Annotated in this window: 21 protein-coding genes; 13 read left to right on the top strand and 8 right to left on the bottom strand. The window is 40.5% G+C overall.

The features are described from left to right. Positions 1-4: 4 nt before the first annotated feature. A complete protein-coding gene (locus ACO1QW_RS07185) occupies positions 5-544 on the bottom strand; it encodes a hypothetical protein (RefSeq protein WP_486257060.1) in 540 nt (179 codons plus the stop codon). Then, entirely contained in the window at positions 541-1,740 is a 1,200-nt protein-coding gene (kbl, locus tag ACO1QW_RS07180; protein WP_486257058.1) for a glycine C-acetyltransferase, read from the bottom strand. Before kbl ends, ACO1QW_RS07185 begins: the two co-directional genes overlap by 4 nt. A 146-nt stretch (positions 1,741-1,886) precedes the next feature. Here kbl and ACO1QW_RS07175 point away from each other — a divergent pair, with 146 nt between their 5' ends. From ACO1QW_RS07175 to ACO1QW_RS07145, 7 genes are all read left to right on the top strand, one after another. Then, complete coding sequence (locus ACO1QW_RS07175; protein WP_486257056.1) at positions 1,887-2,084, top strand: hypothetical protein; 198 nt, start codon at positions 1,887-1,889, stop codon at positions 2,082-2,084. A gap of 86 nt (positions 2,085-2,170) precedes the next feature. Beyond that, complete coding sequence (locus ACO1QW_RS07170; RefSeq protein ID WP_486257055.1) at positions 2,171-2,656, top strand: RNA polymerase sigma factor; 486 nt, start codon at positions 2,171-2,173, stop codon at positions 2,654-2,656. Positions 2,657-2,701: 45 nt separating this feature from the next. Continuing rightward, positions 2,702-3,769 carry an anti-sigma factor family protein gene (locus ACO1QW_RS07165; RefSeq protein ID WP_486257053.1) on the top strand — a complete coding sequence of 356 codons (1,068 nt, stop codon included), beginning with the start codon at positions 2,702-2,704 and terminating at the stop codon, positions 3,767-3,769. Between the two features lie 24 nt (positions 3,770-3,793). Further along, entirely contained in the window at positions 3,794-4,660 is an 867-nt protein-coding gene (locus tag ACO1QW_RS07160) for an outer membrane beta-barrel protein (RefSeq protein WP_486257052.1), read from the top strand. 119 nt (positions 4,661-4,779) lie between these two features. Further along, positions 4,780-5,187 carry a DUF4332 domain-containing protein gene (locus tag ACO1QW_RS07155; protein ID WP_486257050.1) on the top strand — a complete coding sequence of 136 codons (408 nt, stop codon included), beginning with the start codon at positions 4,780-4,782 and terminating at the stop codon, positions 5,185-5,187. A gap of 173 nt (positions 5,188-5,360) precedes the next feature. Continuing rightward, the gene (locus ACO1QW_RS07150) at positions 5,361-5,918 is read left to right on the top strand and encodes a L,D-transpeptidase family protein (protein WP_486257048.1); all 558 of its coding nucleotides are present in this window, start codon (positions 5,361-5,363) and stop codon (positions 5,916-5,918) included. A 66-nt stretch (positions 5,919-5,984) separates the two neighbouring features. Next, positions 5,985-7,649 (top strand): hypothetical protein, encoded by a 1,665-nt coding sequence (locus ACO1QW_RS07145; RefSeq protein ID WP_486257046.1) that lies wholly within the window; start codon positions 5,985-5,987, stop codon positions 7,647-7,649. Between the two features lie 90 nt (positions 7,650-7,739). Here the strand turns inward: ACO1QW_RS07145 and acs are convergent, their stop codons facing one another. Further along, the gene (gene acs / locus ACO1QW_RS07140; protein ID WP_486257044.1) at positions 7,740-9,680 is read right to left on the bottom strand and encodes an acetate--CoA ligase; all 1,941 of its coding nucleotides are present in this window, start codon (positions 9,678-9,680) and stop codon (positions 7,740-7,742) included. Positions 9,681-9,897: 217 nt separating this feature from the next. Between acs and ACO1QW_RS07135 the strand changes: the two genes are divergently transcribed. Then, positions 9,898-11,802: a T9SS type B sorting domain-containing protein gene (locus ACO1QW_RS07135; protein WP_486257042.1), complete on the top strand. Its 1,905-nt coding sequence runs from the start codon at positions 9,898-9,900 to the stop codon at positions 11,800-11,802. A gap of 57 nt (positions 11,803-11,859) precedes the next feature. Further along, positions 11,860-12,753, top strand: a complete 894-nt coding sequence (gene gldA, locus ACO1QW_RS07130) for a gliding motility-associated ABC transporter ATP-binding subunit GldA (protein WP_486257040.1) — start codon at positions 11,860-11,862, stop codon at positions 12,751-12,753. Here gldA and ACO1QW_RS07125 read toward each other — a convergent pair. After that, a complete protein-coding gene (locus tag ACO1QW_RS07125; RefSeq protein WP_486257039.1) occupies positions 12,750-13,322 on the bottom strand; it encodes a DUF4126 domain-containing protein in 573 nt (190 codons plus the stop codon). The two genes, gldA and ACO1QW_RS07125, sit on opposite strands and share 4 nt — an antisense overlap. A gap of 223 nt (positions 13,323-13,545) precedes the next feature. Here ACO1QW_RS07125 and eno point away from each other — a divergent pair, with 223 nt between their 5' ends. The 4 genes from eno to nth all read left to right on the top strand — a co-directional run bounded on the left by eno (position 13,546) and on the right by nth (position 16,228). Continuing rightward, a complete protein-coding gene (gene eno / locus ACO1QW_RS07120; protein WP_486257037.1) occupies positions 13,546-14,838 on the top strand; it encodes a phosphopyruvate hydratase in 1,293 nt (430 codons plus the stop codon). A 70-nt stretch (positions 14,839-14,908) separates the two neighbouring features. Next, on the top strand, positions 14,909-15,202 hold the full coding sequence (locus ACO1QW_RS07115; RefSeq protein ID WP_486257035.1) for an FtsB family cell division protein: 294 nt from the start codon (positions 14,909-14,911) through the stop codon (positions 15,200-15,202). A gap of 97 nt (positions 15,203-15,299) precedes the next feature. After that, on the top strand, positions 15,300-15,548 hold the full coding sequence (locus ACO1QW_RS07110; RefSeq protein ID WP_486257034.1) for a hypothetical protein: 249 nt from the start codon (positions 15,300-15,302) through the stop codon (positions 15,546-15,548). A gap of 35 nt (positions 15,549-15,583) precedes the next feature. Next, the gene (nth, locus tag ACO1QW_RS07105; RefSeq protein ID WP_486257033.1) at positions 15,584-16,228 is read left to right on the top strand and encodes an endonuclease III; all 645 of its coding nucleotides are present in this window, start codon (positions 15,584-15,586) and stop codon (positions 16,226-16,228) included. Between the two features lie 3 nt (positions 16,229-16,231). Here the strand turns inward: nth and ACO1QW_RS07100 are convergent, their stop codons facing one another. The 4 genes from ACO1QW_RS07100 to ACO1QW_RS07085 all read right to left on the bottom strand — a co-directional run bounded on the left by ACO1QW_RS07100 (position 16,232) and on the right by ACO1QW_RS07085 (position 23,814). Beyond that, complete coding sequence (locus ACO1QW_RS07100) at positions 16,232-16,678, bottom strand: RidA family protein (protein ID WP_486257032.1); 447 nt, start codon at positions 16,676-16,678, stop codon at positions 16,232-16,234. A 106-nt stretch (positions 16,679-16,784) separates the two neighbouring features. Further along, the gene (locus ACO1QW_RS07095; protein WP_486257030.1) at positions 16,785-18,629 is read right to left on the bottom strand and encodes a 2-oxoacid:acceptor oxidoreductase subunit alpha; all 1,845 of its coding nucleotides are present in this window, start codon (positions 18,627-18,629) and stop codon (positions 16,785-16,787) included. Positions 18,630-18,811: 182 nt separating this feature from the next. Continuing rightward, complete coding sequence (locus tag ACO1QW_RS07090) at positions 18,812-22,189, bottom strand: VCBS repeat-containing protein (RefSeq protein ID WP_486257027.1); 3,378 nt, start codon at positions 22,187-22,189, stop codon at positions 18,812-18,814. Between the two features lie 71 nt (positions 22,190-22,260). After that, positions 22,261-23,814 carry a RagB/SusD family nutrient uptake outer membrane protein gene (locus ACO1QW_RS07085; protein ID WP_486257025.1) on the bottom strand — a complete coding sequence of 518 codons (1,554 nt, stop codon included), beginning with the start codon at positions 23,812-23,814 and terminating at the stop codon, positions 22,261-22,263. Positions 23,815-23,836 lie beyond the last annotated feature (22 nt).

The raw sequence follows: 23,836 nt of genomic DNA, 5'->3' as shown, positions 1-23,836 counted from the left end.
GTTTTTAATTCTGCCGCTTCAGTAAACCTTGCTGCGTTCCAATTACTTTATAACTATCAACGGGTGGTATTTCGTTTGAAATACCACCCGTTGTAGTAATTGCTTTTGTTGAATAAGTGGTGAAAGAAACCAGCATTCCATCTGCAGTTAATTCATACCTGGCTACTATTGTGTTTCCTGAAACAGAAAAGACAGAAGTAAAACTCCGGCCCAGAAAATAACAATCAAGCACAATAGTATTGCGTTCATCTATTTGCCAATGACCTTTGGCAGTATCAACCGGAATTAATAAATAAGCACGATCATCAACCTTTTGAGAGGTTGAATCATCATCACTACCATAAATGATTTGCCATGTGTAACGGTTGCTGTCAACATGTTGAATATTCAGCCGCATTGCAAATTGTTGCGACACTTTTTCCGGACGGTTCCAGGTAAGTATTCCTTTCCAGTTGCCTACAAAAGATTGCGGAAAAGAAGATGGTTGTGCAGATAAACACACAACCATCACCATAAAATAAACAAAGAATATTATACGCCTCATGCTGTTACTTCTTTCAATACGCCTAACTCCTTACCCACTTTCGTAAATGCGGCAATAGCTTTATCTAAATGCTGCTGATCATGCGCTGCACTTAATTGTACACGAATGCGTGCCTGCCCTTTTGCCACCACGGGGAAAAAGAAACCGATCACATAAATACCTTCCTTCAGCAATTTGGCTGCAAAATCCTGGGCCACCACTGCATCGTATAACATGATTGGAACAATTGGATGATCACCAGGTTTAATATCAAAACCTGCAGCTGTCATTTTACTGCGGAAGTATTTTGTATTCACTTCAAGTTTATCACGCAGCTCAGTTGTTTCGCTCAACAGATCCATTACAGCAATGGATGCACCTACAATACTTGGTGCTAATGTATTACTGAAAAGATACGGGCGTGAACGCTGGCGTAACATTTCAATTACCTCCTTACGTCCGCTGGTAAAGCCGCCACTGGCGCCGCCTAAAGCTTTACCCAATGTGCCGGTGATAATATCGATCTTACCCATCACACCACGATATTCATGTGTACCACGACCGGTCTTACCAAGAAAGCCGCTGCTGTGACATTCATCCACCATAATGGCTGCATCATATTTTTCGGCTAACTCTACAATTTTATCAAGTTGGGCAATGGTACCATCCATGCTAAAACTTCCATCGGTTACAATCACACGGTTACGGGCACCTGCTGCTTCCTGCAATTTGACTTCAAGATCAGCCATATTGTTGTGTTCGTAACGGAAACGCTGTGCTTTACACAAACGCACGCCATCAATAATGCTGGCATGGTTCAATGCATCACTGATGATGGCATCCTGTTCGCCAAACAATGGTTCAAACACGCCACCATTGGCATCGAAAGCTGCTGCATATAAAATGGTATCTTCTGTACCGAGAAATTTTGAAATTTTCGCCTCGAGTTCTTTATGAATATCCTGTGTGCCGCAGATAAAGCGAACACTGCTCATACCGTAGCCACGCAGATCAACATATTTTTTTGCAGCATCAATCACCTTTGGATGCGAAGACAGGCCCAGGTAATTGTTCGCACAGAAATTCAGCACAATTTTCCCGTTCACCATGATCTCGGGACCTTGTGCACTTTCAATCACCCTTTCGGTTTTAAAAAGTCCGTTGGTCTTGATCTCATCCAGTTCATTTGCAATTCGTTGCACTAATTTCTCATTCATATAGGAGTAGTTTAAGCCTCAAAAATAAGAGGATTCGGAGGTTCTTTTATGCGTAACCGATTGCATGTTCAGGAAATTCACACAAATATGTGGTTCAAGTGTAACATTTTCCTTCTACCTTCGTCTCATCCTTTAAACAGGTGTTTATGAAAAAGCAAATCATCCTTCTTGTTGCCGTGGTCTTGGTTACCGTTTCTGCATGGGCATTGCTTAACATAACACCAACCAAGAGATCAGCTGCTACTTCTCCTAAATGCAGCAAAACATGCCAGGAAAAACCGGCGCCAAACAGCGCACCACAAACCGGCTTTTTTATTTTCGACTCGTTTTCAGGCACGCTCTAAAAATATTTTTTATTTCCTGTAACTTTTGTTTTTGCCGTCCGTAACACTGATAGTTAAACTTATCATCACGGATCACTAACTGATTTATGACCGCCAGAGAATATAATGAATGTGTGACCCGGTATGCCGACAACGTATACCGTTTTATCCTCAAAAATTTGGGGCACGAAGAAGATGCACGTGACGTTGTGCAGAGTGCTTTCGAAAAATTGTGGGTGAATAAAGACAATGTAGATAATGAACGCAGCAAATCTTACCTGTTTACCATTGCCTACAACCAGATGATCGATCACATTCGCAAACACAAACGGGTGAGCCTTCGGGAAGAATTTGCAGAAGAAGTGAGAGTACAGGACCGGCCGCAACATAATATGAAGAAAGTGCTGGAAGAAGCTTTGGCCCGTCTGAGTGAAACAGCGAGAAGTTTGGTTTTATTAAAAGATTACGAAGGATATAGCTACGACGAGATTGGTGAAATAACGGGATTAAACGAAAGCCAGGTAAAAGTTTATTTGCACAGGGCAAGATTACAGTTGAAGAATTATTTAGTGAGTATTGAAAATGTAATGTAAAAAACAAGCTATTAGCTTCAAGCTTTTAGCTACAAGCAAGAAACAATGAACATTAACCGCCATAATTACGAAGAGTTTTTCCTCCTGTATGTCGACAATGAGTTGACAGCCGGGCAGCGGAAGATTGTGGAAGCATTTGTGGCCACCAATCCAGATCTGCAGGAAGAGTTTGAATTGATACAGCAATCAACTTTTACATTTGATGCAAAGCTTGATGAAACATTTATCAGCTCTTTACTGAAACCGGTTGATGAAGAAAGTAATATCAGCGAAGAGCAATTGTTACTTTATGTGGATGGCGAATTAAAAGCTGATGAAAAAGCAGCAGTGGAAAAAGAACTTCTCTCAAACAACGCACTGCAAAAAGAATTGCAATGGCTTCGCCGCAGCCAGGTTAGCCCTGATGCTTCTATTGTATTCCCCGATAAATCTTTACTCTACAAACAAGCTGAACCTGCACGGGTATTTTCATTAAGTGTAACAGCAAGAAGATGGAGTGCAGCTGCAGCAGTAGCTTTATTGCTTGGCAGTGCTGTATGGTTTGCAATGGATGGAAATAAAACAACTGATAAGCCAGGCCAACTTGCTGAGGTTACAAAAACAACTGATACAAAACAAACTGAGCAAGTAAAGCCTTCAACCGTAAAAGATGTTGTGAATGAAACCTTGCAGGAACAGAACAATGAGTTCAACCAAACAACCGCAACAACCGTTGACGCTAAAGAAAAATCAAAAACATCAGTAACTGGTAATACATCTTTGGCAACAGTTAATGCTACAGAAACATCTTCACCTGCAACTGTTGTTGATAATTCAACCGATATTGCAAAAACAGAAGTAATTGAAACAACAACTGTAGAAAAAATTGATGCTCCGAGTAACATTTCTAAAACTTCAACCGTACAACCTATAGCAGACAACATCAGCTATGCTTCTTATAACAACGATGTTGCCGACGAAGAAGACGATGTTCTTCTTAACGAAGAAAGGCAACGCAAAAGTGGTATAGCAGGATTTCTGAAAAAAGCAAAACGGACTCTTGAACGTAAAACCGGTATTCAATCAAGCTCATCCGAAGTACGCTTTGCAGTGTTTGCGGTAAACACCCAATAACAAAAACTTTAAATGGAATTTTTTATGAAGCAGTCAATCTTATCATTGCTTGGTCTCGTTCTATGCCTCGGCCTTAATGCACAAAGCGATACCACAAAACCCCAAAGCGCCGACACAATTAAAGTGGGCAACATGATCATCATTAAAAAACATGATGGCAAAGAAAAGAAAGTTGAAAAAGACGAGAAAGATGACGACGACGACGATGATGGCGTATCAGTTGAAATTAAAAAACGCAAAGACCACAAAAAATCGAACGTAAGCACTAACTGGTTAATTCTTGATCTTGGCTTTTCCAATGTAAATGATCAAACCAATTATGCTTCGCCTGAAGCAATGGCATTTTTCCCTGGTGGCACCGGCAGCAAAGACCAAATGTCGTTACGCAACGGCCGTTCGATTAATGTAAACGTTTGGTTCTTTATGCAACGTGTAAACATTATTAAACATGTTGTAAACCTCAAGTATGGTTTAGGTGTTGAAATGAACAATTACAGCCACGAAAAAAGCGTTCGCTATAATACTGAACCAACAACAAACATCACTTTCGATAATTTCAAGTACAAGAAAAATAAACTCGCAGCCGATTATTTGACTGTACCTGTGATGCTCGATTTCAACTTCGCACCAAAACGCAAAAGAGGTTATGGCTTCAGTGCCGGTGTAAGTGCAGGTTACATGTACGCTGCACGTCAGAAAATGAAAAGTGAACAAAATGGTAAAGAAAAAGTAAGAAGTGATTTCAACCTTGAACCATGGAAGCTTTCTGCCATTGGTGAATTAAACCTGGGTGCAGTTCGTTTATACGGAAGCTATGCGCTTAATAACTTACATAAAAACGGCTTAGAGCAAATTCCTTACAATTTCGGTATAAGATTCAGCAGCTGGTAATACAGCTCACGCTGTATTCTCTGGCTAACCGCTTCTCTTAGGGGAGCGGTTTTTTTATGCTGTCGGGTAAGTGTTGGGGCAGGTATTTTCCTTTACTTTGCGAGACTAAAAAAAGAATCATGAGTTATAAAGTGATCGATATTGAAGGTATTGGAAGCAACTATGCAAAACGATTGGAAACAATGGCTATTTTCACCACTGATGATTTGTTGCTGCAAGGCGGAACAAAAAAAGGACGCATCGGCATTCATGAAGTAACCGGCATTCCTGAAAACCTGGTGCTTACATGGGTAAACCATGCGGATCTTCATCGCATAAACGGAGTTGCCGGACAGACAGCTGAATTACTGGAAGCTGCAGGTGTGGATACTGTGAAAGAACTTGCCACACGCAATGCAGAAAACCTTCACACCAAAATGCTTGAAACAAATGAGAAGTTTGGATTAACGGGAAAGGTTCCTTCAACAGAAACATTAGCTGCCATGATCGCTGAAGCAAAAACACTGGAACAAAAAGTTTTTCACTAAGCATTCCTACGCATAAGAAAGTAAAGCCGCTTCATAATCAAAGCGGCTTTATTATTTTCATGCCGAGGAGTTATCCACCACTTCTCCATAAAGGGATTGTTAATTAAATTCACGCTTATACTATAGCATAATTTTTGCCCGTTAATACCGTACTGTTTGAAAACAACGTGTAAATGAAGAGCCAGTCAACCCCACTTATTTTTTGTTGTGTATTGATGCTGACGCTGTCGGGTTTTAGTTTTTTCAGCCGCAGTAAAACAGCCTTGCACAAGCCTACTGTTAGAAAGTCAACCTATTATAAAGTAGTGATTGATAAAAGTAATTACGAATTGAAAGTATACGACCAGGAAGGTTGGCTATTCACCTATCCTGTTGTGTTTGGTTCCAGTGAACTGACGGATAAGATGATGGAAGGCGATCGTCGGACTCCTGAAGGCACCTATCATATTGTTGCTAAAAAACTCCATGCTGAGTGGGGACATTTCCTTTTACTTGATTATCCCACGCAAAGCGATATTGAAAAATTCAACGCACGCAAATCACGGGGTGTTATTCCAGCCAGTGCAAGACCCGGCGGAGGCATCGGTATTCATGCTACCCGACGAAACGAAGACCGCTTTGTTGACTATTATTACAACTGGACATTAGGATGCATTTCTACCAAGCGTGAGTATGCCAAAGAATTGTACAGCATCCTTCCTGTTGGCACTGAAGTAACCATTTTAAGGTAAAATACCGTCTCAAGGGTATAACAACAAAAAGCAAAAAATCATTCTTTTGGTTTCAAACCCCACAACATGAAACCAATCAATGTGCTGTTGCTTCTTTTTACATGCAGCAGCCTTGCAACACAAGCTCAACAACTTTCCAAAGAAGGCACCCACGAAATTTCTAAAAAAGCAAACAAAGGCTATTTATATGAGCCAACGGTTGACGAAGCAAAGAACGAGGTTACCATGACCTACGTTACAAAAGCCACGGGCCGTAAAGCCAAATTTGAAACCTACAAATTTGATATGGACTTCACCTTCAAAGGCATGGAAGAAAGTGAAGTACCGTTAGAAAAAATAAAAGGATTTAAAGCAGATAAAGGTGAAGAGTATTCTGTTGAAGCCGTTACAGTGGAACCCAATCTATTAGGTACGCTTATACTGAAGAGTAAAACCTATAAACGCAAATGGAATTGGTTTTGGGGAGGCTATGATACCAAGGTGAGTTTTGGTGAAAAAATAAAACCTAAAAGCGACGATGGCGGAAAGTTTCAATACATCGCTCACTCTGAGCAACAGGAAAGTGGTAACATTCTCATCTTCGCAGGTGATAAAGGAACAGGTCTCGGCAATGCTTTAAAGATGAACACTGAAATCCACATTCTTCGTTTTGATCATGACCTCAATAAAATAAGTGATAATCTATTGAAGTTTGATTATCCTCAAACTGTGGTGGCGGTAAATACGGATGACCAGGACGATGATAACGATACTGATAATGATGTGTTACTTCTGTTTGCACCCATGGGTGGTAAAGCTTATAAAAAGTCAGCTGATCCTGTTGCTACCAACTACACATTTGTAAGAGTTGGGAAAGATGGTACAGTGAAAGAACGTATAGCAGTTACTTCAAAGGCAGGCATTTTTAATGGTAACATGTTTGTAACCGTTGGAAATGATGTACTCATCATGGGAGCTACTGGTGAAAAGACAGATGATTATTTTGATGAAAAATTTGCTGCACCTGTTAATATGCGTGATGAGGAAGTGGAGAAATTTAAAGCGAAAGGTTTCCAGATCGTGAAAATATCAAATGGCAAAACTGAATTTGTAAGTAACAATACACTGGAAGACTTCGACAAAAAATCTCAGTCGCCACCATCACAAAAAAAGAACCCGGAATACACGGGCCGAAAATTCAAAGTTGCCGATATAAAACTTTTAAGCAACGGCGATATTTTATTGGCGGGTCAGAAATATACGAAAGCAAAAGGCGGAGGCCATGTAATGAAGTTCGGCAATCTTGGATCTGTTGGCGGAGGAAATGGCGGCGGTCCCGAATATGAAGATATCATCATGATGCATTTTGGAGGTAACGGATTGTTAAAAGCTTCTTATGGAGTACGCAGAGAAGAAAATGATAAGGAGGCAAAGACATCGCCCAACAATCAATTGATCATGGAAAGCAAAGATGGTAAATCGGTTTATTGGACCATTATGGAAATGAAAGGCTGGAGACAGGAAAAAGAATTAGGCGAAAGCAAATATAAATTTCTCATGTATCCCAATGTTGCTAAGATTGATGTAGCTAATGCAACAATTGGCGACTTCGTGCAAATGGGCCAGGGAAAATCAGACTATTATGTAAATAATAAATATCCGTCATTACCAATCGGCAAAGGGCAGGTTGTTTTCCTGGGCGAAAATAAAAGTGGAAAAACATTATGGTTTGCGAAAATGCCTTTGGATTAAAATCTTTCGGCATTAAAATACTTGCACGGATCGATACCCAAAACCCATGTAAGAAAGAGCCCCGATAGTAGGTTGTCGGGGCTTCTCTTTTTATAACTTTCCGTTTTTAATTTCATCAACAACTCCTGGATCTAAAAGCGTCGATGTATCGCCAAGATTTGCAATTTCACCCTCAGCAATTTTTCTAAGGATGCGTCGCATGATCTTACCACTTCTTGTTTTAGGCAGGCCTTTTACAAACTGAATTTTATCTGGCTTTGCAATGGGACCAATTACACGTGTTACAGTTTGCAGAATATCTTTTCGTGTGAGTTCTTCATCATCGTTATGCATGTGGCCGTAAATGACATACGCATAAATACCTTGTCCTTTTACATCATGGGGGTAACCAACTACTGCACTTTCAACCACACCTGCATGCATGTTGATGGCGTTTTCTACTTCAGCAGTTCCAATACGATGTCCACTTACATTCAGCACATCATCCACTCTTCCCGTAATGCGGTAAAAACCATTTTCATCTTTTAAAGCACCATCACCCGTGAAATATAAATTCTCATAGGTTGCAAAATAATTCTGCCTGCAACGTTCATGATCACCATAAGTGGTGCGGAGAATAGCAGGCCATGGTGCTTTAATGCAGAGATTTCCTTTGATGATGCCATGCTCATCTTTCTCTGTTACTTCTTTTCCATTTTCATCAACAAGAATTGGCTGCACACCCGGCATTGGTAATGTTGCCCAACTTGGTTTCGCTGGCGTAACCCCTGCCATATTTGAAATTAAGCAACCACCGGTTTCTGTTTGCCACCACGTATCAACAATGGGACATTTGCCTTTACCAACGTTTTCATCGTACCAATGCCATGCTTCTTCATTGATGGGTTCACCAACGGTGCCTAATATTTTCAACGATGAAAGATCTTTTCCTTTTAACGGTTCCAAACCAAAACCCATTAAACTGCGAATGGCTGTTGGGGCTGTGTAAAGAATATTCACTTTATGCTTATCAACAATATCCCAGAAGCGTCCGGCATCGGGCCATGTAGGAATACCTTCAAACATTAGTGATGTTGCTCCTGCACTTAACGGACCATATAAAATATAACTGTGCCCTGTTATCCAGCCAATATCCGCCGTGCAAAAATGGACATCGCCTTTGTTGTATTGAAACGTGTTAACGAAAGTGTAATTGGTCCACACCATATAACCGGCGCTGCTATGTACCACGCCTTTGGGTTTACCAGTTGATCCACTTGTATACAAAATGAATAATGGATCTTCTGCCTCCATTTGTTCTGCAGGAAATGATACTACTCCATTTTGTTCAACCTGCTGCTCTGCATGTTCCATTTCATCTTCCCACCACACATCTCTTCCCTTCAACATTGAAACAGGAGTGCGTGTGCGTGTATAGACGATTACTTTTTTTACAGTTCTGTTACCAATGAGCGCATCATCGATCACACTCTTGAGAGGAATATCTTTATTGCCACGGTAAGCACCATCGCAGGTAACAATAAATTCTGCCTGCGCATCATATAATCGATCAGCAATACTTTGTGCAGAGAAACCTCCAAAGATCACACTGTGTATAGCACCAATGCGTGCACAGCCTAATACTGCATACGCCAACTCAGGCACCATGCCCATGTAAATACAAACACGATCTCCTTTTTTTACACCATTGTTAATGAGCACCTGTGCAAACTGGCAAACACGTTTATGCAAGCGGTTGTAGGTTACAACACGAACACGTTCTTCAGGATTATTTGGCTCCCAGATGATGGCGGGCTTATCGCCCATTGTTTCGAGGTGACGATCTATACAATTCTCAGTGATATTTAGTTTTGCACCTTTGAACCATTCAATTTTAGGTTCTTTAAAATTCCATTCAAGAACCTTATCCCATTTTTTGTGGAAATGAAAATGTTCAGCAATTGATCCCCAAAATTCTTCGGGCTCTTCAACACTTTTTTGATAAGCTTCTTTGTACTCGTCGTAAGATTTTATCTGGTAAGGATATGACATCATTCGTTATTTGGGCCGTAAATATAAAAATATTGCCGCCGTATGCAGCGAATTTTATTCTGCAAGAGTCTTTTAATTGAAAGAAAACAGACAATACCCTATTGATCTGTTCGATGTCTGTTCATATGGTTGGTTTTTTATGAAAGCCCTTGTTGTTAAGCAAGGGCTTTTTGTTTGTACCGAATGAATGTTTACATTTAAAGCTCTTTAGCAAACGATGTATACCCCCAAGCCAGTCCCTCTTTTAATAGCAATTGTTAGTTTATGTTTATTAACTGTACAATCGTATGCGCAATGTTCAAGCAATGTTTTATTTTCTGAGAATTTTGGTGGCGATGTTAATTCTCCTTTAACAGCTTCGAGGCTTCCTGCCGGCGTAACAACCTATGCATTTGACTCCCTGGGTGCAATTGACGATGGGCAATATGGTATACGTAAAACAACAGCTGATATTGCTACCGGCCAACGCCAGTTCAGCACATGGCATATTGGTAATGACAGATCAGGTGGTAATATGATGATCGTGAATGCCGATTATACTGCCGGAAAATTTTATGAAACCCGTGTAAGCAATTTATGTTCGGGTTCTCAATTGTATTTTTCTGCCTGGCTTGCCAATCTCATTCCTTCGGGCAGCAGTAATCCACTCGATCCGATATTACGTTTTGAAATTGCAAGTGCAACATCCGGTAATGTACTTGCGAGTTTTATTACACCCACTATCCCACGCTTCAGTTCATTTACATGGACACAGTATGGATTTAATTTTTCGTTACCCGCCGGCGAAACAAATGTTATACTTCGCATTTTTAATAACCAGGCTGGTGGTATTGGAAACGATCTTGCTCTTGATGATATTGAATTTACATTGTGCGGTGCTACCATTGCTCCTGCAATTACCGGCACACAGTTGAATACAAATGATGCTTGTGTTGGAAGCAGCATCAGCATAAATGGAAATGTATCGAACATTTTTTATACAAACCCTGCTTACCAGTGGCAGTTCAACAATGGAACTGGATGGGCCAATATTCCTTCAGCTACAACTGCTAATTTAACGATCAACAATATTCAGAAAGCGGACAGTGGTAATTACCGATTGCTTGTTGCTGAGGCAGTGAACATCAATTCAAATAATTGCCGTTCTGTTTCTCAGCCAATTCCTGTTAATGTTTTTGCACCGGTTGCGCCGCTGTTGAAAAGTAATATGCCTGTTTGTGAAGCAAAAGAACTTTTGCTTACTGTTCCTGTTAATGCTATTGCCTATGTATGGACGATAAACGGAACGCCTTTGAACATGAGTAGTGATACGCTGCGGGTGAGAAATGTTACTTCAAATAACAATGGTTTATACCACGTGCGGCTGATTACCAAAGGTGGTTGTTCAAGCAGGGATTCAATTACTGTAACCATTCAATCAAATCCATTGCAAAGAACTATCCCAATTGATACATTGTTGTGTGATGCACAAACTTTGGATCTTGATGCACAGCAATCAACTGCAACATCTTATTTATGGAATGATGGAACAACATCAGCCCAACGAACATTGTCGGCTGCTGGAACTTATTCAGTAAAAACAAGTAATGGCATATGTGACCGTACGGATAGCTTTGCAATTGCAAGAAATTACACACCTACTGTTCAGCTGATCAGCGATACCACTCTTTGTATGAACGAGCCTTTGCTGTTGAATGCAACGCATCCGCTTGCTGAATTTTATTTATGGAGTACTAACGACACGGATAGCACAATCACCGTAACGTCTCCTGGAACTTATTCTGTTGCAGTAGGTAATGGTTGTGGTATTGCAGTTGATGATGTAACGATCGATTATAAAGATTGTGCCGATATGATCTTTGTACCAAATGCATTTACTCCCAACGACGATCGGTTGAATGATGTTCTATATGCAAAAGCTTATTTCACTATCGAAGCTTTTGATTTTAAAATTTATAACCGGTGGGGGCAACAGATATTTGCAACCAACTCTTTATTTACCGGTTGGGATGGACGCATGAATAACAGCAAAGCTCCTCCCGGACAATATATCTGGACGGTGAACTACAAACGCAATGGCAAAACCTACTCACAAAAAGGAACCGTGCTGATCATACCTTAACATCGGTCTCAAACCGTATATGCGTCATTTCATTTATTTTTGAGCCAAACAGAGCACATGTCAATTGAGGTCAATAACCTGGTGAAGCTTTACGGTGAGCAAAAAGCGGTGAACAATATTTCTTTTAAAGTAAATAAAGGAGAGATCGTTGGCTTTCTCGGACCCAATGGTGCAGGCAAAAGCACAACCATGAAAATGATCACCGGTTACCTGCAACCAACAAGTGGCAATACTGTAGTATGCGATGTAAAGGTGAATGAAAACCCGATGGGCAGTAAACAAAAGATCGGTTATTTACCAGAGAGCAATGCGTTGTATTATGACATGTATGTGAAAGAGTATCTTTCGTTTATTGCTGAAGTGCATGCTGTTGAAAACCCAAAAGAGAAAATTCAAAAAACAATTGAACAGGTTGGTTTAACACCTGAAGCACATAAAAAGATCGGGCAGCTATCGAAAGGTTATAAACAACGTGTTGGTTTAGCAGCAGCGCTCATTCACGATCCTGAAGTATTGATATTGGATGAACCAACAAGCGGTCTCGATCCAAACCAGATCATTGAAATAAGAGATGTGATCAAACAACTCGGACAAAATAAAACTGTTTTATTTTCTTCACACATATTACAGGAAGTGCAAGCCATTTGCGATCGTGTCATCATCATTAATAAAGGAACTATTGTTGCTGACGATCAGTTATCCAATTTATTGAAGAAAGTTCATGCAGGTGAAGTGATACTTGAACTGAAAGAAGAAGTGAATGAATCGTTGTTTGCTTCAATTCAAAATCCGATTCGCATTAATAGCACTACCTGGAAATTCAGAACAGATAATCCTGATGCAGTGAAAAAACAATTGCTTCAACTTTCAATTAAAAAAAATCTGAATGTGCTTTCATTGAAGAGTGATGAAAATTCATTGGAAGATGTGTTCAGAAGTTTGACGAATTAATTTTTCTTCATCAATCTCCCCACTCCTTTCATCAGTATCCATCCAACTAATGCGATCATCAGCACTGCAATTAAAATGGGTGCGGTAAAACTCAATGCCGTTCCACCAATGGCAGCAGCATTTTCTCCGGTTGATACAATCGCATTTCCTGTTCCCGCAGTTGTCTTTGTTGAAAACAAACGTAACAACCCTGTACCTAAGTGCACCGTTCCTGCTGCCCCGCCACCAGCGATGATGGCCAGTATCCATTTCAACATAGGACTGAATTCTGCAATGGGTAAAAAAGATGCGGCTAATACGGTTCCGGCTGCAACAGCTAAGGGTGTTGCAATTGCATCAAGCAGGTTATCAATAAAAGGAATATAATAAGCCCCAATTTCAAGAATTGCTGCTGTTCCAAAACAAATCAATGCAGGAAGGCTGCCCATCCATTGCATATCGGCAGGTAGCGCAAACCATTGCTGATGCGCTGCAAAACTTGCGCCGAGCATCGGCACAAACACACGAAAGCCACAGCAGGCACTAAGTGCAATGCCCATTGCAACAGAAGTAAGTAAAGCTGTGTCCATACAATCGTTTGTTGTAGTTAAAAATAATCATTTTCACTGCTTATAATCATTGTTCCTGCCGTTGAATGTCTTTTCTTTGCAGCGCAAACAAAAAGTCAGAAAAGAGAGAAGTTAGAAAGTCCGAAAGAACAACTCTGCTGATCTCCATCTTCGGAACGAACAGTCTTCCGGTCTTTTCTCTTCCCGACTTCCGGACTATAACATTAACTACAAACTGAATTTTATGAGTTTTATCGCAGACATTCATGCAAGACAAATTCTCGACAGCCGTGGTAACCCTACTGTAGAAGTAGATGTGATAACAGATAATGGTATTCTTGGCCGTGCCGCTGTACCAAGTGGAGCAAGTACGGGTAAACACGAGGCGGTTGAACTTCGTGATGGCGATAAAGGAAAATACCTTGGTCGTGGTGTATTAAAAGCCGTTGCAAACGTAAATGATGTTATTGCTGATCAGCTAATCGGTATTGATGTTACTCGCCAGGCTTATATAGATAATCTTTTGATTAAAATTGATGGTACTGAAAATAAAGCTTCACTTGGTGCCAATGCAACACTTGCTGTTAGTATGGCTGTTGCAAAAGCTGCTGCTGAAGAAAGTGGCTTGCCCTTGTTCCGTTACCTCGGTGGCGTAAACAGCACAGTGCTTCCTGTTCCGATGATGAATATCATGAACGGTGGTGCACATGCTGATAACAAAATCGATTTCCAGGAATTCATGGTAATACCTGTTGGTGCGCCAACTTTCAGCGAAGGTTTACGTTGGGGTGTTGAAATTTTCCATCATCTGAAATCTGTGTTGAAGAAAAAAGGCTTCAGTACAAATGTTGGTGATGAAGGTGGTTTTGCTCCTGAAATTCAAAGCAACGAAGAAGCCATTGAAACTGTACTTGAAGCAATTACCGCTGCAGGTTACAAACCAGGTGAGCAAGTAGGTATTGCAATGGATGCTGCATCAAGCGAAATGTATGATGAAGCAACAAATACTTATAAATTCTACAAGAGCAATCCTGGCAAAGTGATCAGCAGCGATGAAATGGTTGCTTACTGGACAGAATGGGTAAATAAATATCCCATCATTTCTATTGAAGATGGTATGGCTGAAGATGATTGGGCAGGTTGGAAAAAATTAACTGAAAGTCTTGGCAAAAAATGTCAGCTGGTAGGTGATGATCTCTTTGTTACAAATGTGAAGCGTTTGAAAGACGGTATTGACAAAGGCATCAGCAATAGTATTCTTATTAAAGTAAACCAGATAGGTACAGTTACTGAAACCATCAATGCCGTGCAAATGGCACAAAATGCGGGCTTCACAACTGTTATGAGTCATAGAAGTGGTGAAACAGAAGATACGACCATTGCTGATTTAGCAGTAGCCTTAAATTGCGGACAGATCAAAACCGGTTCGGCTTCACGTACTGATCGTATGGCGAAGTACAATCAGCTCATCCGCATTGAAGAAATGCTGGGCGAGAATGCAATTTATCCGGGCGGAAAGATTAAATTTGGTAAATAGCAACTAGTTAATGGTTCATAGTTCATGGGCGTTAACTGTGAACTATGAACCATTTTTATTTAGATAGCGTATGAAAATTTTGAGCAATATTCCATCGGTACTGAAAAACAAATATGTTTTAACAATTATTGGTTTTGCGGTATGGATGTTATTTGTTGACCGGAATGATTTTATTACCCAGATCAGTCGATTTAAGAAACTTTCAGATTTAAAGAACAGCAATACTTACTACGATAAGAAGATAGAATCGGCTAAAACTGAGCTGGAAAAGCGCAAAAATGACCCTTCAGCCTACGAGCGCCTCGCCCGTGAAAACTACTATATGAAGCGTGATAATGAGGACATTTTCCTCTTTAACGAATAAAAAGGCCTACCCCCGTACAATACAAGTTTACCAACAGCGTTTAATAGCAAAGCAAATCCTTTGAGAAGCCCCTACGCAACTAAAATCAGGATTGCTTATGACACATAAATTTACGCCGGAAGACTTGTTACAATATCTCTACCAAGAAACGACCCCAGCCGAGAATGCCGCCATCGAACAAGCGTTGGCCGAGGATTGGACCCTGAGAGAAAAATTTGAGGTGATCAAAAAAGCAGCTCAACGACTTACTCAGTTTAAATTTTCTCCCAGAACAGAATCTGTGTTGAATGTGCTGAAATATGCCAACAAAGATCTGGCTGCTTCTGACATTTCTTCATCAAACTGATCTTTCCCTAATTTCGCCGTCATTCCCAATTTAGAATGACTACAAAAGAGCGTTACCAATCTGTTATTGATTATTTTTCTGTGCATGCACCCGATGCAGAAACAGAATTGATCTACGATAATCCATTTCAATTACTCGTTGCAGTTATCTTAAGTGCACAATGCACCGATAAACGGGTGAACCTTACCACTCCTTCCATCTTTGAAAAATATCCTGATGCCGAAAGCATGAGCAAGGCAACTTTCGATGAATTGTTCCCTCTCATCAAAAGCATTTCTTATCCCAACAACAAAACAAAACACCTCATTGGCATGTCGCAAAAACTCGTAGCAGAGTTTAACAGCGAAGTGCCGTTGACAGTTGATGAACTGGTAAAGCTGCCAGGTGTGGGAAGAAAGACAGCAAACGTTATTACATCGGTTGTTGATGATCAACCTAACATGGCTGTTGACACGCATGTATTTCGTGTAAGCAAACGAATTGGTTTAGTGAAGCAAACGGCCACTACTCCTTTAGCTGTAGAAAAAGAATTGATCAAACATTTTCCAACGGAACTTATTCATAAAGCACATCACTGGCTCATTTTACATGGCCGTTATATTTGCGTTGCAAGAACACCAAAATGCAGAGAATGCGGATTACAACATTGCTGTAAGTACTTTGAAAAGAATAATCGATAAGAATTATTGCTTCGGAAAATGCGCAATCAACTCCACTTCCAATTTTGCCTCCGGCATGTATAAGCGAACGATCTGCACCCATGTTGCTGCAGGAAAATCGCCTTTGTAAAACTGCTTGCGTACATAGTTGAACTTCTGCATCGCTTCTATGTCGGTAGTATAAAGATTTTCTTTTACTACATGCTGAAAAGTTAAGCCGTATTGTTTGAGTGAACGCTCTAAACCTGCGTATACTTGCTTTACGCCTTTTTCGTTGAGCTCTGTTGTAACAGTTCCTGAAATGTATAACACGTCACCTACTCTCAAAGCTTGTGCATATCCTGCTGAAGTATCTTGTTTATTTGGATTACCCCAATGCCATTTTTCTTTTTCAATCGGCGTTTTTGTTTGTTGAGCAGTTGCCACTAAAGAGAAAAGCAGGGATACAACAAGGAATAAATTTCTGTTCATGATAATAAGATTTGAACGTAAGATAATTTCAACTTTATCAAATGAAAACAAAAAATCCATCAACGGGTATTGATGGATTTAGCTATGTTGAAGACTGGAAGTAATTTTACAAATACTTTCCAATCTCTTCAATCAATTCACCTTTAGTGATCGGTACACCTTTGATCTTGTTGTAGCCTTTTGCATCAACAAAATACACATCACGGATAATACGGATGAGCTGACCATTATTGATCTCGGGCACCAACACCGTATCATAACTCTTCAGGATGTCACCCAGATTTTTCGGGAAAGGACGGATGTAACGCAGATGGGCATGCGCCACAGATTTGCCCTGCGCCTGTAATTCAGCACAGGCACTTTTAATAGCACCATAAGTACTGCCCCAACCCAAAACCAACACTTTACCTGTTGCAGCTCCGCTATCTAATTTCTGTTCAGGAATATAATCAGCGATCTTATCAACCTTTGCTTGTCTAGTTTTCACCATGTGCTGGTGATTATCGGGATCGTAACTGATGTTACCAGTTACATCTTGTTTTTCAATACCACCAATGCGATGTTCTAAGCCCGGCGTACCAGGAATAGCCCAGGGACGAGCCAGTTTTTCATCACGCTTGTAAGGTTGTAATTTTTCTTCGCCTTCATCAAGTCCTTTCTTAAAGTTTACTTTTATTTCAGGCAAATCTTTTGTTTGAGGAAATCTCCATGGCTCAGCGCCGTTGGCAATATAACCATCACTGAGGAACATAACCGGTGTCATGTGTTGCACAGCAATGCGTGCTGCTTCATACACTGCATCAAAACAATCAGCTGGTGTTGAGGCAGAAATGATCGGCATCGGGCATTCGCCGTTGCGACCATAATAAGCCTGCATCAGATCGCTCTGTTCAGTTTTGGTTGGCAAACCTGTTGAGGGGCCGCCGCGTTGTATATTGATCACAAGCAAAGGAATTTCCAGCATCACTGCTAAACCCATTGCTTCACCTTTTAATGCAATACCTGGACCGCTACTTGTTGTTACAGCTAAAGCGCCGCCATAAGCAGCACCAATAGATGAGGTAATAGCAGCAATTTCATCTTCTGCCTGAAATGTTTTTACACCAAATGCCTTGTACTTACTGAGGTCGTGTAATATATCAGATGCAGGAGTAATCGGATATGAACCGAGGAACAATTGCAGTCCGCTTTTTTGCGATGCAGCGATCAAACCAAAACTCACTGCCTGGTTACCCATAATGGAACGATATAAACCTGGCTCCATTCTCGCCTTTTCAACTTTATAAGTAGTGGTGAATGTTTCTGTCGTGTCGCCATAATTGTACCCGGCTTTCATTACACGAATATTGCTTTCAAGAATATCAGGTTTCTTACCAAACTTCTCCGTAAGAAAACTAATGGTACTTTCCATATCACGGTTATACATCCAGTACAAAAAGCCGAGCACAAACATGTTCTTTGCACGGTCTTTTTCTTTCATACCCATGGTAAGATCAGTCAATGCTTCCCTCGTCATCTTGGTCACATCCATTTTGATCACTTCATAGTTCGATAAACTATCATTCTCAAGTGGATTAACGCCTTCTGGATAGTTGGCAAGACGAAGATTTTTCGCATCAAAACCATCGGTATTTACAATGATCTTTCCACCCTTTTTAATGGCTTTGAGGTTGGCTTTCAATGCCGCAGCATTCATGGCCACCAGCACATCACAATCGTCACCTGGGGTGTACACGCTATCGCTGCTGAAACGTAGTTGATACCCACTCACGCCGGCCAGTGTTCCTTGAGGAGCACGGATCTCGGCGGGGAAATCGGGGAACGTGGCAAGATCGATTCCCATGAGGGCGGTATTGTTGGTAAACTGGCTACCGGTCAATTGCATACCATCACCACTATCGCCGGCAAACTTGATGACTACATCGTTGAGTAATTCCTGAGTTCTTGTCATAGCATCGCAAAGTTAGGTATGCTCAATCTATGAAAAAATTCAATCTAAACTATTCTGTGCGTTTTTTTCAACAACAAACAAGTGGAAACTTTTATTTCCCTCGAATTCTGTCAAATGGCAGCTCAAACCCTGCTGAAAATCATTGTTAAACAAGGGAAAAAACGGGGTAACTTATTCCTATTTTATTTATTGATAGCAACCCGAATGCGAAACACTTTCATGAAATCATTATTAACCGCTGCAAGCAATATCTTTTCTCCATTTAATAGACGAATAAGCGACATGTCTTTTACATCTCCTTTTACTATAAAGCCACTTGTCGCCGGTGGAACTGGGGTAAAAGATTTATTGCCGCTTCCCCGAAGAAAACAGCCAAATGATGCATCATATCGTCCCGTCATTACTTCGGCCTGGTATTCATTTCCAGCGAGCAACAGATCTTTATAGCCGTCGTTATCCAGGTCATCGCAGATAATAGAATTCACAGGGGAGAACTGTGCTTCAACCGGCAATACATGTTTTACAAATTTGCCCTTCCCTGTGTTTTCAAAAAAGCAGGTACGGGTTTCATCGCAACGCAGCTTTAACATATTTTCCAACGCCTTGCCTTTGAAAATATCCTGGTAAGTGGCGAGTGCGTAATGTTCATTTAAAAGAAATCGTTTTTTTATTGCCGGCACACGTTCAGCAAAACGCCCCCTGCTAATTCCCGGATACGAACGCCTGACTCCATCGGCGTCTTTTATGTAATAAAAAAGAAAAGGATCTATACTGCCATTACCATCCAGGTCAGTTGCGAACAATTCCATTGGTTCCTGAAGGCTCACTTTGTATTCGCAATTCAAACCCAGGTTACCGGCTACAATATCAATATCGCCATCATTGTCCAAATCGCTGGCAGTTAAACTACGCCACATGCCATTCATTTGCGTAAGGCCCGATGCGGCCGTTGCGTCGATAAAATGGCCGCCACCGTTTCTGAAAAATTGCAAGGGCATCAAATCACCGGCAATGATAAGATCTGTTTGATGATCATTATCGAAATCTGTCCACACTGCAGCGGTAACCATTCCAGGTGTTTGCAAACCAGGGCAAATTTTTGCAGTAACATCAGTAAATATGCCTTTGTTATTATGCAATAAAAAACTCCTTGGTGATATGGGATAATTTTTTGACACTCTGCCACCAATAAACAAATCGGGATAACCATCGTTGTCAAAATCACCGGCGCTTACACAACCGGCAATCGTTCTTACTGAATCAGGAATAGCATCTGGCTTTAGTTTGAAATTGCCTTTGCCATCATTTATATATAAACAAGGCTTGTAGTAAATAGAATTTTCTTCGTACTGCATTCCGCCGTAGGTAACCAACAAATCGCTATCACCATCTTTGTCAGCGTCAAACAAAATGCAATCCTGGTCTTCCTCAAGTTTTAAACTGTCAGTAAGATTTTTTGATGTAAATAATTGTGCTGTGTTTTGTGTGAAAAATTTGCCTGAGAAATTAAATGCACCGCCGATAAAAAAATCTGTTGAACCATCATTATTAATATCGCCGGTTGTTATATAAGGCCCCAGCTGAGAATATTTGTGTGGAATTAATTGTTGACTGGCATAATCGTTATAAATGTTATCGGTGTGTTTATACAATAAACCATGAAAGCCGGATATATCTGAAAAAAGAAACGAAGGATCACCAACCTCATTAAAATTTACACCTGCGTTTTTCCATACAATTGAAAGACTGGTATCTGCTTTTACATTTTTCAACACTTGCTTCTTTCCGTCGGGCCATACAATCGCCAGCGAATCGGCATGATCATGTTGTCCTAAACCAAAAACAAGTTGCTGATCTACGGAGGAGAAATATCCCCTGACAGGATTTTGTTCCTGTAGTTGCATTTCTCCGTTATTAAACACAAATATTTTTGCACCAAATGCCTTCTTGTTAAGACTGTCTCCCGTTAACTGCACGGTTAAGAAATGAGAAGCAGGCGTTTTGTTTTTCTGATAAGTATTATTGAGAAAAACAAATGCCTTCCTGTTAATATTATTTACTACCAGGTCAAGATCACCATCATTATCCAAATCGGCATAGGCAGCACCGTTAGACATAGAGGGTTCATCAACACCTGCATTTTTTGATTCATCCGAAAACGTAAGGTCTTTATTGTTGATGTATAAATAATTGGGGAGGTTAACGTTTTTTAACGAGGCCAGTTTTTTCCGAATTGCTTTTTGCTGTTCTTCCTTTGTTAAATTATTATTGAACATATTATTACTGAACTCAACAAAATCGGCATCAATAAAATCTCTACCTATACCATTGGTCACATGTATATCTTTCCATCCATCATGATTAAAATCGGCCATCAATACACTCCAGCTCCAATCGGTGGCATGTATGCCGCTTAACCTTCCGATTTCACTGAAGAAAGGAATGCTGTTACTTGCTGATTTCAAGTTACCGTTATTCAACTGAAACATATTGCGCATAAATTCAGGTTCATAACCCATCGCTCTTTCCGATTCATACCGATCGTAATTCATAAAAGAGAGCGAAGTCTTTTTTCGCTTATTCGTTTCAGGCAGCATATCAAGTGTAATGATATCAGTTAAGGTGTCATTATTCATATCTGCCGCATCAGCACCCATGCTGGAGTAAGATTGATGCTGAATAGCTTTATCATTACAATTGGTGAACGTACCGTTGTGGTTATTCAGCCAAAGCTCATCATTGGATATAAAATCATTTGCTACATAAATATCAGCCCAGCCATCATGATTAAAATCACTTACCGATACGCCAAGCCCATAGCCATCTTCTTTAATACCGGCTGCAATAGATACATCTGTAAAAACAGGATGCCCCGCATTTCCACTAGCGCCATCATTACGGTACAGTTTATCATTAGCAGGAGAATAGCCACTTTTATCACGTGGCAAAATGTTGTTGGCATTATTAGCGGTTAGTAAATAGTTGGCCAGATACATATCGAGGTCACCATCTTTATCATAATCAAAAAACACAGCTTGAGTTGAATTACCATTGTTGGCGAGGCCGTATGATTCCGCTTCTTCTTTAAAACTAAGATTGCGTTGGTTAATGAATAAAAGATTTTTTGAACGGGTCACCAGGTCTTTACCAAACACGCAAACGTATATATCATCATAACCATCCTGGTTAATATCAACAATACTTACACCTGTGCACCAAACATTGGTAACAAGGCCAGCTTTGTCTGTAATGTCGTCAAATTGATTGTTGCCTTTATTGATATACAAACGGCTGCTTACCTGGTTGCCGCTAAAAAAAATATCTTTTTTGCCATCATTGTTAAAATCGCCAATGCCTACACCCCCACCCATATACCCAAACTCGTTGATAAATGAGTAAGAAGAATCGTTATCATGAATATCGTTGCTAAAGTGAATACCTGATGCAGTTGCTGCCAATGAGGTAAACAACGTGTTTTTTTGTTGACGGTTACACGACATCAAAAAAATAATGCCGATAAAAAAAACAAACCCTTTATTGTAAGTAAACATCTTGCTCATGCAGTTTACAAGTTATAGTTAAAAAAATAGAGGCTATAGAAATAGCCTCTATACGAATTGAACTATGCTGTTTATTTTATCATGGGGTTGGTTGACGTTTCAATTGCAGGAATAGGGAACAAGTCTACCTGGCCGGGCACAGGATCAGCTTTCAGTAAAGGGAAATAACCCTTTTTCCTCCAGCGCAAAACATCGATGCTTGCTACTTCTTCTCCACCCAATTCAACTGCCCTTTCATGCATTACTGCTTTAAGAGCATCGTTTTTTGTTGCAGGAGCCACAGGTGGCATAGCAACGCCCGGGCGGCTACGTACTTCGTTAATGTAAAGTGCCGCTTGTGCTGGTGTTCCCGCTTCCGCCTCGCATTCAGCCAACATCAACAATACATCGGCATAACGTATCACACGCTGGTTAACACCACCTGGATGAAAGCCGGAGTTTACGTATTCATAAATACTATACTTACGAAAGAACCGCTTAATTGTGACGCCGTTTTTTGTGCTTTTGGCGATATTCATTGCAGCTGCTGTGAGCTTTAGAGGCGGTGTTGCAGCAGGGTTGTTGATATTATCAACAGCACCGGGAGCTGTAAGAATATTATCACCTTCTTCGTAAATGGTGAATTTGTATCTCGGATCATTTGCTTCAAATTCATTTAAGAATTTATCGGACGGAATAACATTCCCCCAGGTGATGCCATACTCCTGGTTGCGTACTGTACTCAACGGGCTTGTTGAACCTTCACCGATATAACCCCAGTTAAAATTGTTATCGCCTTTATCAACAAACACTACTTCAAAAATAGATTCCGCATTAAACTCATGACCTGTTGTAATAGTTACACCGCCATCACTTTTAATATCGCCATCAAAATTCCACAGGTAGTTAGGAACAAGTGAATACTTCCCATACACTTTAAGCAGGGCTGTTTTGGCTGCAGCATAATCTCCTTTTTGCATGAGCACTCTGCCCAATAAAGAATTAGCGGCTCCACTTGTTGCTCTTCCATTATCTGCTGCGCCATAGCTGGAAGGTAACGCAGCTGCAGCTTCCGTAAGATCCTTAACAATAAAAGCATAAATATCTGCAACAGGCGATTTGCCTTTAAAGCCAATAGCTGAAGAAACTGTTTCAGTATATAATGGAACTTCGCCCCACTGTGATACCAATTCAAAATAAGCCCAGCCTCTTAAAAATTTCGCTTCGGCAACAACCCGATCTCTTAATACAGTATTATCATTTATCGCCGGTGCTTTTGCGAGAACAAGGTTAGCCCTGTTGATCATTTGATAGCAGCCACTCCAAACGTTTGACATTACTGCATTTGATGTGGCAGGCGATGGTTGTTTTAATAGCTCAGCTCTTGGTGCTTCTAACTGATCTCCACCCGACCAACATTCGCCACCTCTCATATCATGTGTAAAAAACCATTCCCGGCCAACCAGTTGAGCCGATCGCAAAGTTGAGTAAACAGCGTTTACACCATTCTGCAGTTCACCTGCAGTTTTAAAATAACTTTCTGTTGTTGGGTTATTTTCATCCAACACCTCCAGTTTTTTGTCGCAACCCTGCATGCTGATAATTGCAAGGGTTGCTGCTATTATTGATTTTATATTTTGTTTCATACTACTTTAATTGTTTTAGAAA

This window comes from Lacibacter sp. (assembly GCF_057361365.1).
The sequence above is the reverse complement of the archived record's forward strand: the minus strand, read 5'-3'. Positions and strand labels throughout refer to the sequence as shown.

Bases quoted from the DNA above. Each gene is read 5' to 3' on its own strand.
- ACO1QW_RS07115 (WP_486257035.1), top strand. From the start codon at position 14,909: ATGAAAATTTTGAGCAATATTCCATCGGTACTGAAAAACAAATATGTT.
- ACO1QW_RS07110 (WP_486257034.1), top strand. From the start codon at position 15,300: ATGACACATAAATTTACGCCGGAAGACTTGTTACAATATCTCTACCAA.
- ACO1QW_RS07135 (WP_486257042.1), top strand. From the start codon at position 9,898: ATGTATACCCCCAAGCCAGTCCCTCTTTTAATAGCAATTGTTAGTTTA.
- ACO1QW_RS07145 (WP_486257046.1), top strand. From the start codon at position 5,985: ATGAAACCAATCAATGTGCTGTTGCTTCTTTTTACATGCAGCAGCCTT.
- ACO1QW_RS07175 (WP_486257056.1), top strand. From the start codon at position 1,887: ATGAAAAAGCAAATCATCCTTCTTGTTGCCGTGGTCTTGGTTACCGTT.
- ACO1QW_RS07155 (WP_486257050.1), top strand. From the start codon at position 4,780: ATGAGTTATAAAGTGATCGATATTGAAGGTATTGGAAGCAACTATGCA.
- ACO1QW_RS07160 (WP_486257052.1), top strand. From the start codon at position 3,794: ATGAAGCAGTCAATCTTATCATTGCTTGGTCTCGTTCTATGCCTCGGC.
- ACO1QW_RS07165 (WP_486257053.1), top strand. From the start codon at position 2,702: ATGAACATTAACCGCCATAATTACGAAGAGTTTTTCCTCCTGTATGTC.
- gldA (WP_486257040.1), top strand. From the start codon at position 11,860: ATGTCAATTGAGGTCAATAACCTGGTGAAGCTTTACGGTGAGCAAAAA.
- ACO1QW_RS07085 (WP_486257025.1), bottom strand. From the start codon at position 23,814: ATGAAACAAAATATAAAATCAATAATAGCAGCAACCCTTGCAATTATC.
- ACO1QW_RS07095 (WP_486257030.1), bottom strand. From the start codon at position 18,629: ATGACAAGAACTCAGGAATTACTCAACGATGTAGTCATCAAGTTTGCC.
- ACO1QW_RS07100 (WP_486257032.1), bottom strand. From the start codon at position 16,678: ATGAACAGAAATTTATTCCTTGTTGTATCCCTGCTTTTCTCTTTAGTG.
- ACO1QW_RS07125 (WP_486257039.1), bottom strand. From the start codon at position 13,322: ATGGACACAGCTTTACTTACTTCTGTTGCAATGGGCATTGCACTTAGT.
- ACO1QW_RS07090 (WP_486257027.1), bottom strand. From the start codon at position 22,189: ATGAGCAAGATGTTTACTTACAATAAAGGGTTTGTTTTTTTTATCGGC.
- acs (WP_486257044.1), bottom strand. From the start codon at position 9,680: ATGTCATATCCTTACCAGATAAAATCTTACGACGAGTACAAAGAAGCT.
- eno (WP_486257037.1), top strand. From the start codon at position 13,546: ATGAGTTTTATCGCAGACATTCATGCAAGACAAATTCTCGACAGCCGT.
- ACO1QW_RS07185 (WP_486257060.1), bottom strand. From the start codon at position 544: ATGAGGCGTATAATATTCTTTGTTTATTTTATGGTGATGGTTGTGTGT.
- ACO1QW_RS07170 (WP_486257055.1), top strand. From the start codon at position 2,171: ATGACCGCCAGAGAATATAATGAATGTGTGACCCGGTATGCCGACAAC.
- ACO1QW_RS07150 (WP_486257048.1), top strand. From the start codon at position 5,361: ATGAAGAGCCAGTCAACCCCACTTATTTTTTGTTGTGTATTGATGCTG.
- kbl (WP_486257058.1), bottom strand. From the start codon at position 1,740: ATGAATGAGAAATTAGTGCAACGAATTGCAAATGAACTGGATGAGATC.
- nth (WP_486257033.1), top strand. From the start codon at position 15,584: ATGACTACAAAAGAGCGTTACCAATCTGTTATTGATTATTTTTCTGTG.